At 44.6% G+C, this 12,397-nt stretch carries 11 protein-coding genes; 10 read left to right on the forward strand and 1 reads right to left on the reverse strand.

Features of this window, described 5'->3' with window-relative positions; all coding sequences use genetic code 11:
* Positions 1 to 116: 116 nt before the first annotated feature.
* The 3 genes from udk to asmA are packed head-to-tail and all read left to right on the forward strand — an operon-like array spanning position 117 to position 3,274.
* On the forward strand, positions 117 to 758 hold the full coding sequence (gene udk / locus EC840_RS02380) for a uridine kinase (RefSeq protein ID WP_013575064.1): 642 nt from the start codon (positions 117 to 119) through the stop codon (positions 756 to 758).
* Positions 759 to 795: 37 nt separating this feature from the next.
* A complete protein-coding gene (dcd, locus tag EC840_RS02385) occupies positions 796 to 1,377 on the forward strand; it encodes a dCTP deaminase (protein ID WP_112290978.1) in 582 nt (193 codons plus the stop codon).
* Positions 1,378 to 1,420: 43 nt separating this feature from the next.
* Positions 1,421 to 3,274, forward strand: a complete 1,854-nt coding sequence (gene asmA, locus EC840_RS02390; protein ID WP_132963893.1) for an outer membrane assembly protein AsmA — start codon at positions 1,421 to 1,423, stop codon at positions 3,272 to 3,274.
* 90 nt (positions 3,275 to 3,364) lie between these two features.
* Here the strand turns inward: asmA and EC840_RS02395 are convergent, their stop codons facing one another.
* Positions 3,365 to 4,954, reverse strand: coding sequence for a TerC family protein (locus EC840_RS02395; protein WP_129638658.1), 1,590 nt, complete (start codon positions 4,952 to 4,954; stop codon positions 3,365 to 3,367).
* 461 nt (positions 4,955 to 5,415) lie between these two features.
* Here EC840_RS02395 and galU point away from each other — a divergent pair, with 461 nt between their 5' ends.
* The 7 genes from galU to EC840_RS02435 all read left to right on the forward strand — a co-directional run bounded on the left by galU (position 5,416) and on the right by EC840_RS02435 (position 12,374).
* Positions 5,416 to 6,303: a UTP--glucose-1-phosphate uridylyltransferase GalU gene (gene galU / locus EC840_RS02400; RefSeq protein WP_132963894.1), complete on the forward strand. Its 888-nt coding sequence runs from the start codon at positions 5,416 to 5,418 to the stop codon at positions 6,301 to 6,303.
* A 191-nt stretch (positions 6,304 to 6,494) separates the two neighbouring features.
* Positions 6,495 to 6,953, forward strand: coding sequence for an IS200/IS605-like element IS1541D family transposase (tnpA, locus tag EC840_RS02410; RefSeq protein WP_132963895.1), 459 nt, complete (start codon positions 6,495 to 6,497; stop codon positions 6,951 to 6,953).
* Positions 6,954 to 7,463: 510 nt separating this feature from the next.
* Complete coding sequence (rfbB, locus tag EC840_RS02415; protein WP_132964098.1) at positions 7,464 to 8,531, forward strand: dTDP-glucose 4,6-dehydratase; 1,068 nt, start codon at positions 7,464 to 7,466, stop codon at positions 8,529 to 8,531.
* Positions 8,532 to 8,550: 19 nt separating this feature from the next.
* A complete protein-coding gene (gene rfbA / locus EC840_RS02420) occupies positions 8,551 to 9,420 on the forward strand; it encodes a glucose-1-phosphate thymidylyltransferase RfbA (protein WP_129638660.1) in 870 nt (289 codons plus the stop codon).
* A gap of 413 nt (positions 9,421 to 9,833) precedes the next feature.
* Positions 9,834 to 10,760 (forward strand): NAD-dependent epimerase/dehydratase family protein, encoded by a 927-nt coding sequence (locus EC840_RS02425; RefSeq protein ID WP_132963896.1) that lies wholly within the window; start codon positions 9,834 to 9,836, stop codon positions 10,758 to 10,760.
* Positions 10,761 to 10,866: 106 nt separating this feature from the next.
* Entirely contained in the window at positions 10,867 to 11,634 is a 768-nt protein-coding gene (locus EC840_RS02430) for an ABC transporter permease (protein ID WP_013575072.1), read from the forward strand.
* The gene (locus EC840_RS02435; protein ID WP_132963897.1) at positions 11,634 to 12,374 is read left to right on the forward strand and encodes an ABC transporter ATP-binding protein; all 741 of its coding nucleotides are present in this window, start codon (positions 11,634 to 11,636) and stop codon (positions 12,372 to 12,374) included. The genes EC840_RS02430 and EC840_RS02435 overlap by 1 nt, the downstream gene beginning before the upstream one ends.
* Positions 12,375 to 12,397: the final 23 nt, after the last annotated feature.

Genomic DNA, 12,397 nt, shown 5'->3' on the forward strand with positions numbered 1-12,397 from the left:
TCAGCGATTACACAGCCTTAACGCTGGCATCAGGCAGTGTCTTGTACTTATAATTGGCGCGTTCAAAGCACACGTCTGTGCTTGCCTTCCAACTTCCAAATCAGGTCTTTAATTTTATGTCTGACAAATTCCATCAGTGTGTCATCGTGGGTATCGCTGGCGCATCTGCTTCGGGAAAAAGCCTCATCGCCAGTACGTTATACCGTGAACTTCGTGATCAGGTTGGTGATGAGCACATCGGGGTTATCCCGGAAGATTGCTACTATAAAGACCAAAGCCACATGACCATGGAAGAGCGGGTCAAAACCAACTACGACCATCCAAGTGCGATGGACCACAATTTACTGTTTCAGCATTTACAAGCCATGAAGTCTGGTCAGGCGATTGAATTGCCGAGCTACAGCTTCATTGAGCACACTCGTCTGCCTGAGACGGTGACACTAAAACCGAAGAAAGTGATCATTCTGGAAGGGATCCTTCTCCTGACCGATGCGCGTTTACGTGACGAAATGAATTTCTCCATCTTCGTCGATACCCCGCTGGATATCTGTCTGATGCGCCGCATGAAACGTGACGTCAACGAACGTGGCCGCTCTATGGATTCCGTGATGGCGCAATATCAGAAGACCGTACGCCCGATGTTCCTGCAATTTATCGAACCCTCAAAACAATACGCAGACATCATTGTGCCGCGCGGCGGCAAAAACCGCATTGCGATTGATATTCTCAAGGCGAAAATCAGCCAGTTCTTCAATTAATCGCGGAACCATTTGCAGAAAACATACCGGAGATACGATGAGACTTTGCGACCGAGATATAGAAGCCTGGCTCGACAGCGGCAAATTAGGCATTTCACCCCGTCCGCCGGTTGAACGAATTAACGGTGCGACCGTAGATGTGCGTCTGGGTAACGGCTTCCGCGTTTTCCTAGGCCATAACGCGGGTTATATCGACCTGAGTGGCCCGAAAGACGAAGTCAGCGCCGCGCTGGATAAAGTGATGAGCGATGAAATTGTTTTGCCTGAAGGCGAAGCATTCTTCCTGCATCCTGGTGAACTGGCGCTGGCGGTTACTTATGAGTCGGTCACCATTCCTGACGATTTGGTCGGCTGGCTGGACGGGCGCTCTTCACTGGCGCGTCTCGGGCTGATGGTACACGTAACCGCACATCGTATTGATCCGGGCTGGAAAGGGCGGATTGTTCTCGAGTTCTATAATTCAGGTAAGCTCCCGCTGGCGCTTCGACCGGGAATGCTGATTGGTGCGCTGAGCTTTGAACCGTTATCCGGTTCTGCTGCGCGTCCTTATAACAGCCGTCAGGATGCGAAATACCGCGACCAGCAAAGCGCAATTGCCAGTCGTATTGATGAAGACTGATTCAGTTTTTTATCCGCATAACGGATAAAAACGTGAGGAAGGCATGAGAAGACTACTGACAACACTGGTGATTTTACTGGTGGTTATCATTGCCGGCATGACTTCGCTGGTGTTTCTGATCAACCCGAATGATTTCCGCCAGTACATGGTGGAACGGGTCGAGGTGAAAAGCGGATATCAGCTGGCCATCAACGGATCGCTGCGCTGGCATGTCTGGCCACAGCTGAGCATTATTGCCGGTCAGACGTCGCTTACAGCGGCGGGTGCTAAAGAGCCGGTTGTCAGTGCTGAAAACATGCGGCTGGACGTTAAACTCTGGCCTCTTATTTCTCATCAGCTGGCGGTGAAACAGGTACTGTTGAAAAACGCAGTAATACGTCTGACGCCTGAAACTGAAGAGAATCAGCCCGATGCACCTGTTGCGCCTTCAATGCCAACGCCGGTCGCTCCCGGAGCTTCTGAACTTGAAGCTGGCTGGAAGTTTGATATCGATAAAATCAGCATTGCTGACAGTCTGCTTATCTGGCAGCGCGGCGATGATGATCAGATAAACGTTCGTGATATCAATATGGAAATTGATAAAAACGACAACCGTCAGGCTACCATTCAGCTTTCAAGCCGCATAAACCGCAATCAGCGTGACCTTGCATTCACCATGAATGCAGACGTGGATATGCAGCATTATCCGCAGGCTTTTTCGGCTAAGATCAGTAAATTCACTTATCAGCTGAGTGGCGCTGACATCCCTGTGAAAGGTGTTCAGGGTAATGGTTCGATGCAGGCCAGTTATCAGCGCGATAATGATTCACTGGAACTCACCCAGCTGGCGTTAACGGCGAATGATAATCAGATTTCAGGGACTGCTTCTGCCACGATGGGTGGCGATATCGGTAATTATCAGCTCAATTTAAACGCTGACAAACTCGATCTGGATGCGCTTTCCGGCTGGCAGCCTAAAACTGCTGAGCAGACGGCGCAGAGCACCCAATCAATCACCTCCGCGCCGGTCATTGCGCGTGATGTCGATGAGCAGCCGAACGGCCTGAGCATTTTGCGGACTTTCAATGCGAATCTGGCACTGAAAGTAGCGGATTTAACCTATCGCGGGATGAAGATCCAAAATCTGGCACTGAATGCTAATAACCGGTTGGGTAAGGTTGCGCTGCCGACGTTCAGTGGCAATCTCGGGTCGGGAAGTTTTTCCCTGCCAGGTGATATGGATGTGACCGGCAAAAGCATTCAGGTTCACATGACGCCGGATGTGAATAATATTGAGCTGGCTGATCTGCTGACTGCTTACGGATTGCCGAAAGCGCTGACCGGCAACTTCTCTATGAAAGGTGACGTGAGCGGAAAAGGGCTCTCTGCAGAAGACTTTGCGCGTAACTGGCAGGGCAATGCTGAACTTGCTATGACCAATGCGCATCTGAACGGACTTAATATTCAGCAGCTTATCCAGCAGGCAATCAGCCGTAATACCAGCAGCGTTCAGGGGCTGGATAAATACGAGCATTACAGCCAGATTGATGCACTGAAAGCGCAGGGGCAGCTGAAAAACGGCACCCTGAAACTAAACGATCTGGAAGGCCAGTCGCCAATGGTTTACGCAAAAGGTGATGGCTCTGTTGATCTCGCCGGCGAAAAAGTAGATATGAATCTGTTGATCCGCGTGACCGGTGGCTGGAAAGGCGACAGCAATCTGATCAACACCCTGAAAACCACGGATATCCCGCTGCGAGTGTACGGGCCGTGGGCGCAACTGGGTTATCAGCTTCAGGTTGATCAGATCCTGCGCCGGACAGTGGAACAGAGTGCCCGTAGCGCCATTCAGAACTGGGTGGATAAACGCAAAGACAGCAAAGAAAAAGACGATGTGCAGAAGTTATTAAATAAATAATCTTTCTGTACCTCAATTTGTACGACTCAGTAAAAACGGGACGCCTCATCAGCGTCCCGTTTTCTTTTTAATGTCCATCTGAACGGAGGATTACACTTCGTAATCATCATCCATGTCGGTTTTGAGCGGCGTAATTTTCACTTTCAGAATACGATGACTGCTGACCTCAAGTGGTTCAAACAGATAGTTATCGATGTGGATTTGCGCACCGACCTGCGGGATGCTCTGCGTATGTTCCATCAGTAATCCTGCCAGCGTGTGATATTCGCGTTTTTCATCAACCGGCAGGGCGATGTACATCACCAGATCTTCCAGCGGCATATAACCGTTGGCAATCCATGTGCCGTCTTCCTGTTGCGAAATATCGTGGCGCGCATCCGGCGTTTCATCAGACTCAGGCAAATTACCGGCGATCGTTTCCATCACGTCAGTCAGGGTCACAATGCCTTCAACTGAACCGAACTCATCGACGACAAATGCAAAGTGAGTTTTGGCCAGGCGGAACTGCTCAAGCGCCATCAGCAGGGAAAGCTGCTCCGGGAAAATCAGCGGCTGGCGGATCAGTGCCTTTAGATCTAACTCATTTTGCAGGAGTTGTTGTTTCAGCAAGTCGACAACATGCACGACGCCCAGCGGTTCATCGGTAGAGCTGTCTTCGGTCACCAGAATACGCGTGTGCTGGTTTTCCGCTATTTGCTGCTTCAGCAGCTCAACCGGGTCATTGAGTTCAAGATTATCGACGTCGTGGCGGGAAGTCATCACGCTGCTGACGGTACGCTGCCCGAGGCCCAGAACGCGCTCAATCATATGGCGTTCCTGCTGATTGAAGATGGCATCCTCTTCGCCAGCACTGTCAGCAATCATATTTGAGGAATGCGTATCAAGTTCGGCTTCCTCATGTTTACCACGAAGAACACGTAAAACGGTTTCTGCAGTACGCTCACGCAGAGAGCGACGTGATGACAAAAAGCGTTTGCGGTTGAAGTGCGCCAACTGATTCAGGCCTTCGATGATGACTGAGAAACCGATGGCCGCATAAAGATAACCTTTCGGGATCGCATAGCCAAAGCCTTCAGCTACCAGGCTAAACCCAATCATCAGCAGGAAACTCAGACACAAGATCACAATAGTCGGGTGCGCATTGACGAAACGGGTCAGTGGCTTACTCGCCAGCAGCATCAGCCCGATTGCAATACATACAGCAGCCATCATGACGGCCAGATGGTCAACCATACCGACAGCGGTAATCACCGAGTCGAGGGAAAATACCGCATCCAGCACCACAATCTGAGCGACAACGGGCCAGAACTTTGCCCCGCGTTGCTGCTGGCTTTGCTCCTCATCCTTACCCTCAAGGCGTTCATTCAACTCCATCGTTGCCTTGAACAACAGGAATATGCCGCCGACGAGCATAATCATGTCACGCGCGCTGAACGGGTGACCCAGCACCGTAATGAGCGGGCGGGTGAGTGTCGATAACCATGAGATTGAAGCAAGGAGCAGCAAACGCATAACGAGCGCCAGCATCAGCCCTGTGACGCGGGCTTTATCACGCTGGCTGCGCGGAAGTTTCTCCGCCAGAATGGCAATAAAGATGAGATTGTCTATCCCCAGAACAATTTCAAGAATTACCAGGGTAGCCAGCCCGGCCCAAATCGACGGATCGGCGATCCATTCCATATAGCGTTTTCCACCTTTAGTTACGCGGCGTTTGCCGCACGTTGAATAATGGGCGTCAGGGCATGAAATTTCAAATCTAAAACAGTGGGCTAGGCAAAACCGTTCGACAGAGCAGGGGAGATCCGGGGCAACGCTCAATGGGCAGACACTGATGTTTTCGAAAGCAGCAATTTATGATTATAAAATCACCGAATAGGTTTAACATTCCTAAAATTAGGTCTTTACCTTACCGTTTCGTGCGGCTTACTGGTATCGTAATCAAATACAGAGAATCGTGCTGGAGTCCTAAAGTCAGCAGTATGGCCTCCCTAAAGTAAATGGCAGGGACTATACTCAGGGAAGAAATAGCGTTGCGGGAAATAATTTGTATTTACAATTTCAGTCCGGTGAATTCCCTGACATGTTTGAATTCTAACTGACTGGATTTACACACTAATAGGTTTCAAGGAGTATCCTTTACAATGTTAAAAGCTGTTATCCCTGTTGCCGGTCTGGGCACACGTATGTTGCCAGCGACGAAGGCCATTCCAAAAGAAATGCTGCCGATCGTCGATAAGCCTTTAATCCAGTACATCGTTAATGAATGTGCTGCAGCGGGCATCAGAGAGATCATTCTGGTCACGCATTCTTCTAAAAATGCGATCGAAAACCACTTCGACACGTCATTCGAACTGGAAAGCATGCTGGAGTCCCGTGTTAAGCGCCAGTTGCTGGAAGAAGTGCAGTCCATTTGTCCGAAAGGCGTGACAATCATGAACGTGCGTCAGGGCCAGTCAAAAGGTCTAGGTCACGCCGTTCTGTGTGCAAAACCTCTGATCGGCAATTCGCCATTTGCGGTTATTCTGCCTGACGTTCTGATGGACGATTCCACCAGCGATCTGCGTAAAGACAACCTTGCTGCGATGCTTCGCCGCTTCCAGGAAACTGGCAACAGCCAGGTCATGGTTGAAGAAGTGCCGGAGAAAGACGTTTCTAAATACGGTATCGTTAACTGTAACGGTGTAGAAGTTGAGCCGGGCGAAAGCGCGCCAATGACGGCTATCGTTGAGAAACCAGAGCTTAAAGATGCGCCATCGAACCTCGCGGTTGTCGGCCGTTATGTGCTTTCCGAAGCCATCTGGCCACTGCTGGCAGTGACACCATACGGTGCCGGTAACGAAATACAGCTGACCGATGCCATCGCGATGCTGATGAAAAAGCAAACCGTGGAAGCCTTCTCCATGACCGGCCGTTCACATGACTGTGGCGACAAACTCGGTTATATGAAAGCCTTCGTAGAGTATGGTATTCGCCATAACTCACAGGGTGAAGCGTTTAAAGCGTGGCTGAAAGAGTTTACTGAAAAATAGTTAGCGGGCTTTAAAAAGCACCGAATAAATCGGTGCTTTTTTTTTGTTGGCTATAGAAAACCCCCAGCTAGGCTGGGGGTTCCGTAAAGCTTCCAGCTTTGAGCCGGATATAAAAACCCCTTTTGATTTGTTAAAACACCTTGCGGTCTGGCAACTGCATTGGTCAAACAAGAAATCAAAAGGGGGTCCCAATGGGGGACGAAAAGAGCTTAGCGCACACCCGATGGAACTGTAAATATCACATAGTTTTCGCGCCTAAATACCGAAGGCAGGTCTTCTACGGCGAGAAACGCCGTGCTGTAGGGAGTATTTTAAGAAAACTGTGTGAATGGAAAAATGTGCACATTCTGGAAGCAGAATGCTGTGCAGATCACATCCATATGCTTGTGGAGATCCCGCCGAAGATGAGTGTATCGAGCTTCATGGGGTATCTGAAGGGCAAAAGTAGTCTGATGCTCTATGAACAATTTGGAGATCTTAAATTCAAATACAGGAACAGGGAGTTTTGGTGCCGAGGGTATTATGTAGATACGGTGGGTAAAAATACATCGAAGATCCAGGAATACATAAAGCACCAACTGGAGCAGGATAAACTAGGGGAACAGTTATCAATCCCGTATCCAGGGAGCCCGTTTACGGGCAGTAAGTAACGAATTTGGATGCAAATGTCAGATTGCTATGCGCCTGTTAGGGCGCGGCTGGTAACAGAGCCTTACAGGCGCATATGAAAATCCTCCGGCTATGCCGGAGGATATTTTTTCAAATGCTCAGACCAATAAGAAAAGGTTAATGAGGCAAAGTGAGACAAATCCGCTGTGGTACTCATATTCAAGCTATTATATTAGTCGATTACAAAGGTTGCCACGAGTTTACAAAAGAATAATAAGCACTCTGACAAGATCTCGAAAACATAAGTAGTCTTTAATCTTGATTAAAAAATGACTCATTGTTCGAGGTTAGACAGGTGAAATGATGAAGTTAGAGGTTTATGGCATGGAGCATATGATAATATAAGGAGTTGAATGTGGTGCCTTGTGCCAGTTTGCACAATTTAAATGCTGAGTTTAAAGAGAAATTTTAATCTGTGAGCACAAGGACCTTCAGATTTGTCATGCGCTAAATGCTGGTGCAAGCGTAAAATTAATCACGTGAGACCTTTTATAATGAACATACTGATAACGGGCGGTGCGGGTTTCATCGGTTCTGCGGTAGTGCGTCACATCATCTCTGAAACAAACGACAATGTGCTTGTGGTTGATAGTTTGACGTACGCAGGTAATTTAGAATCCCTGAAAGAAGTCGAAAATGATCCTCGCTACCGTTTTGTCCTCGCGAACATTTGTGACCGTGACTCTCTGGATGCGATATTTTCAGAGTTTAAGCCAGATGCAGTGATGCACCTTGCGGCAGAAAGCCATGTAGACAGGTCAATTGATGGACCTTCGGCCTTTATTGATACTAATATCACCGGCACATACACTCTTTTAGAATCAGCACGACATTATTGGTCCGGTCTGGATGATGAGAAAAAGAATGTATTCCGTTTCCATCATATTTCAACTGATGAAGTCTACGGTGATCTGCATGGAACCACCGACCTATTCACCGAGACTACGCCATATGCTCCGAGTAGCCCGTACTCTGCTTCCAAAGCGGCAAGCGATCACCTCGTACGCGCATGGAACCGAACGTATGGATTGCCAACTTTAATAACGAATTGCTCAAATAACTACGGTCCTTACCACTTTCCTGAGAAGTTGATCCCCCTTGTTATCCTTAATGCTATAGCCGGTAAACCTCTTCCTGTTTATGGTGATGGTGCTCAGATCCGGGACTGGTTATTTGTAGAAGATCACGCCAGAGCCCTTTATGAGGTTGTGACGAAAGGTGTTATTGGCGAGACGTATAATATTGGCGGGCATAATGAGCGTAAAAATATTGATGTCGTGAAGACAATTTGCTCAATTTTGGATCAATTAGTGTCTGACAAACCAGCGGGACTTACACATTTTAATGAATTGATCACCTTCGTTAAAGATCGCCCTGGTCATGATATGCGTTATGCCATCGACGCGAGCAAAATTGAACGTGAACTTGGATGGACACCGGTTGAGACTTTTGAAAGCGGAATTTTGAAAACAGTAAAATGGTATCTTGAAAATGAAACCTGGTGGAAACGTGTTCAGAATGGGTCTTATGCAGGTGAGCGTTTAGGTTTGAAAGACTAAATAGAAGAGGTCTTAGTAAATGAAAGGTATTGTTCTGGCAGGCGGTTCTGGTACAAGGCTGCATCCGATAACGCTTGGAGTTTCTAAACAGTTATTGCCTGTTTATGATAAGCCAATGATTTATTATCCACTATCAGTGCTTATGTTGGCGGGCATTGATGATATTTTGCTCATTTCCACCCCGGAAGATTTGCCTTCGTTCAAGCGATTGCTGGGAGATGGTTCTCAGTTCGGCATAAAATTACAATATGCAGAGCAGCCATCTCCGGACGGTTTAGCGCAAGCATTCATTATTGGTGAAGATTTCATTAATGGTGAACGGTGTGCATTGGTCCTTGGTGACAACATCTATTTTGGTCAGGGCTTTGGTAAGAAGTTAGAAGATGTTGCTTCAAGAAAAACAGGTGCGACAGTTTTCGGCTATCAGGTATTGGACCCAGAGCGTTTTGGAGTAGTTCAATTTGATAATGAATTCAATGCATTATCCATAGAAGAAAAACCAGCCAAGCCTAAATCACAATGGGCGGTAACTGGGCTTTATTTTTATGACAACGATATTGTTGAAATGGCAAAACAGGTCAAGCCATCAGAACGTGGTGAGTTAGAAATTACCACATTGAATGAGATGTACCTGAAAAAGGGTAAGCTCAAGGTTGAATTACTTGGCCGCGGTTTTGCCTGGCTGGATACCGGAACTCACGATAGCCTGATCGAAGCTTCTCAATTTATTCATACAATTGAAAAACGGCAGGGACTTAAAGTTGCATGTCTTGAAGAAATTGCATACCGGAAAGGTTGGATTACTCGAGAACAACTTGAGGCACAAGCAAAATCCATGAGTAAAACACCTTATGGACAGTATCTTACTAACCTCCTAATTGAAGACTGAGTAATACAAACTTAATTATTAAGGAGTTATTCTAAACTAAGAGTAACTCCTGGCTACCCGTTGGAAGTAAGACGATCATGGTCACAATGAAATTTAAGTTGACATAGGCTTTGGTTAGAATCTTGTGTTTGTGTAGCCTCGCTAAACTTCAATATTTACATAAGAGAAAGTAACAAAATAACTTTTATGTAAATACTGAAAAATAATGACGTTCAGTGCATTGGTAGCTGTAGAGCCAAGGGCGGTAGCGTGTGTACAAGATATAAGGTGAAAATTATTCCTTGAGACTGAAAAATTGACTAAATCACTATCAAATATCGCGACTTAGTTCGCGAATAAAACTTACTTTATTAATGGTTTGTGATAATTTCGGATTTGACTAGTTGAGTAATTAAATTTCAAACGAGTAATATATGAAAACAATTTTAATTGTTGGTGGCTCAGGATTTATAGGCACCAATTTGAGCGAATATTTCTGCGAGAGAGGGATTAAGGTTATTAATTTTAGCCGGTCAGCATCCCATGTTCACCATGAGAATCTTATTGACATTTGTGGTGACTGTAAAAATACAACTATATTAAATGAAATATTTGCAAATTATAAGATAGATATTGTATTGCATTCATTAACAAGCTTTACCGCAATGGATGAGGTTGGTTCCTCTCAGGAAGTATTAGCAACGAACCTATCTGCGTTCATTGATCTCATTGGTATTATGAAAAACCATGGCGTAAAAAAACTTGTTTATATATCTTCTGGCGGTTCTATCTATGGCATGGCAGATGCTCCGATAAAAGAGACGCACATTATATCTCCAGTAAGTTTTTATGGATGGATGAAGGAATCTTGTGAACATTATTTAGAATTTGCTTCAAGATTAGATTCCGAGTTTAAATTCCTCATTTTACGTCCAGCGAATGTTTATGGAAAATATCAAAAAATTGAGCGAATTATTGGTGTTGCCTTAAGAAATGCAATTATTGGTAAATCAATGGATATTTATGGAGATGTAACTACTTGCAAAGATTATATTCACATAGATGACTTTTGTGAAATTGTCGAAAAATTGATGCAATCTCAAAGGTGGAATGAAATTTATAACGTCGGTTCAGGGGTTGGAACAAGTATTGAAGATATTCTCAAGTATGCTCAAATAATTGCAAATAATAAAATTGAGATAAATTACCACGAGAGAAAATCGGGTGACGTGCCATATAATATTCTAGATATTGGCAAGCTGAAAAAGACTATCAATAAATCTAATTTCGTTTCTGTTGAATCTGGCATGCACGATATGTATGAATATGTCTTATCCATAACAAATAGAGAAAGTTATTAATTTCTTGCGATTAAGTTAACAAATATATACGGGTTTCACTGTCAACAAAACTCAGTCATTGCTAGTGAAATACTTATCCACAAGAATTCATTAATAAGAGAAGTGTATGAAGTACAGTTTAGGTTATTTATTTGATTTGGCTACTGTAATCACTGAAAAAGAGCTTAAGGTTAGATACAAAAGTAGTTTTTTTGGTTATCTATGGTCGATTGCTAACCCTCTGCTATTCGCCATGATTTACTATTTTATTTTCAAATTAATAATGAGAGTACAAATACCAAATTATACGGTGTTTATCATTACAGGGCTTTTCCCTTGGCAATGGTTTGCAAGTTCTACTTCGAATTCTTTATTTTCGTTTTTAGCTAATGCGCAAATTATAAAAAAGACTGTTTTCCCACGCTCTGTAATACCAATGAGCAACGTATTGATGGAGTGTTTGCATTTTATTTGCACTATCCCAGTAATTATAATTTTTCTTTATGTCTACGACATGCGACCATCTTGGGATTGGATTTGGGGAATTCCATTAATCGGTTTTGCACAAATCATTCTAATGCTAGGGGTAGCGCTTACTTTATCTACACTTAATTTATTCTTCCGCGATCTCGAACGTTTTATAACTCTCGGCATTATGTTGCTATTTTATTGTACACCAATTCTGTATTCCTCCGACATGATACCTCAGGATTATCGTTGGCTCATTGATTATAACCCTCTGGCCAATATGATCATAAGTTGGCGTGATTTATTTATGAACAATACAGTCAATTATACTGACATAGCTACTTTGTACGGATATGGGATAGTGATGCTCATCATCGGTAGTAGTATTTTCAATAAATTAAAATATCGCTTTGCAGAGATTCTATAATGAGTGTTGTTATTGAGTTTAAAAATGTAACAAAAAGATATCCCCTTTATCACCATATTGGCTCAGGAATAAAAGAATTAATCTTCAATCCTCGCAGAGCGTTAAGTCTGCTAAGTGGCAGAAGTTATCTGGCAATTGAAGATATTAATTTTATTATTGAAAAGGGTGAGTCTGTTGCCTTGATTGGCCGCAATGGTGCGGGTAAGAGCACTTCACTAGGGCTTGTCGCTGGAGTAATGAAACCTTCTTCCGGAACGGTTTGTGTTACGGGTAGAGTGGCATCAATGCTTGAATTAGGTGGCGGGTTTCATCCTGAATTGACTGGCCGTGAAAATATTCGCTTGAATGCCACACTGCTAGGATTGCGTAGAAAAGAACTTAAACAACGAATGGATAAAATAATCGAATTCTCTGAGTTAGGGGATTTCATCGATGAACCGATTCGTGTCTATTCGAGCGGTATGTTAGCAAAATTGGGGTTTTCGGTCATCACACAAGTTGATCCGGACATACTTATAATTGACGAGGTTCTTGCAGTTGGTGATATATCATTTCAAAGAAAATGTCTTGCGACTATTAACGATTTTAAAGCAAAAGGTGTAACCATTCTTTTTGTTAGCCATAACTTGGCTGATGTATCTAACGTATGTGATCGTGTTATATGGATAGAAGATCACAAGCTTAGACAAATGGGTAAATCTGCTGATGTCATTGCTGCTTATAAAGAAGCAATGGCGTGAATTAAAAATTATATTATAGTGAT

The organism is Rahnella sp. JUb53, assembly GCF_004346065.1.
GTDB lineage: Bacteria > Pseudomonadota > Gammaproteobacteria > Enterobacterales > Enterobacteriaceae > Rahnella > Rahnella variigena.

Coding starts and splice junctions, on each gene's coding strand:
- udk (WP_013575064.1), top strand. CDS start 117: ATGTCTGACAAATTCCATCAGTGTGTCATCGTGGGTATCGCTGGCGCA.
- dcd (WP_112290978.1), top strand. CDS start 796: ATGAGACTTTGCGACCGAGATATAGAAGCCTGGCTCGACAGCGGCAAA.
- asmA (WP_132963893.1), top strand. CDS start 1,421: ATGAGAAGACTACTGACAACACTGGTGATTTTACTGGTGGTTATCATT.
- EC840_RS02395 (WP_129638658.1), bottom strand. CDS start 4,954: ATGGAATGGATCGCCGATCCGTCGATTTGGGCCGGGCTGGCTACCCTG.
- galU (WP_132963894.1), top strand. CDS start 5,416: ATGTTAAAAGCTGTTATCCCTGTTGCCGGTCTGGGCACACGTATGTTG.
- tnpA (WP_132963895.1), top strand. CDS start 6,495: ATGGGGGACGAAAAGAGCTTAGCGCACACCCGATGGAACTGTAAATAT.
- rfbA (WP_129638660.1), top strand. CDS start 8,551: ATGAAAGGTATTGTTCTGGCAGGCGGTTCTGGTACAAGGCTGCATCCG.
- EC840_RS02425 (WP_132963896.1), top strand. CDS start 9,834: ATGAAAACAATTTTAATTGTTGGTGGCTCAGGATTTATAGGCACCAAT.
- EC840_RS02430 (WP_013575072.1), top strand. CDS start 10,867: ATGAAGTACAGTTTAGGTTATTTATTTGATTTGGCTACTGTAATCACT.
- EC840_RS02435 (WP_132963897.1), top strand. CDS start 11,634: ATGAGTGTTGTTATTGAGTTTAAAAATGTAACAAAAAGATATCCCCTT.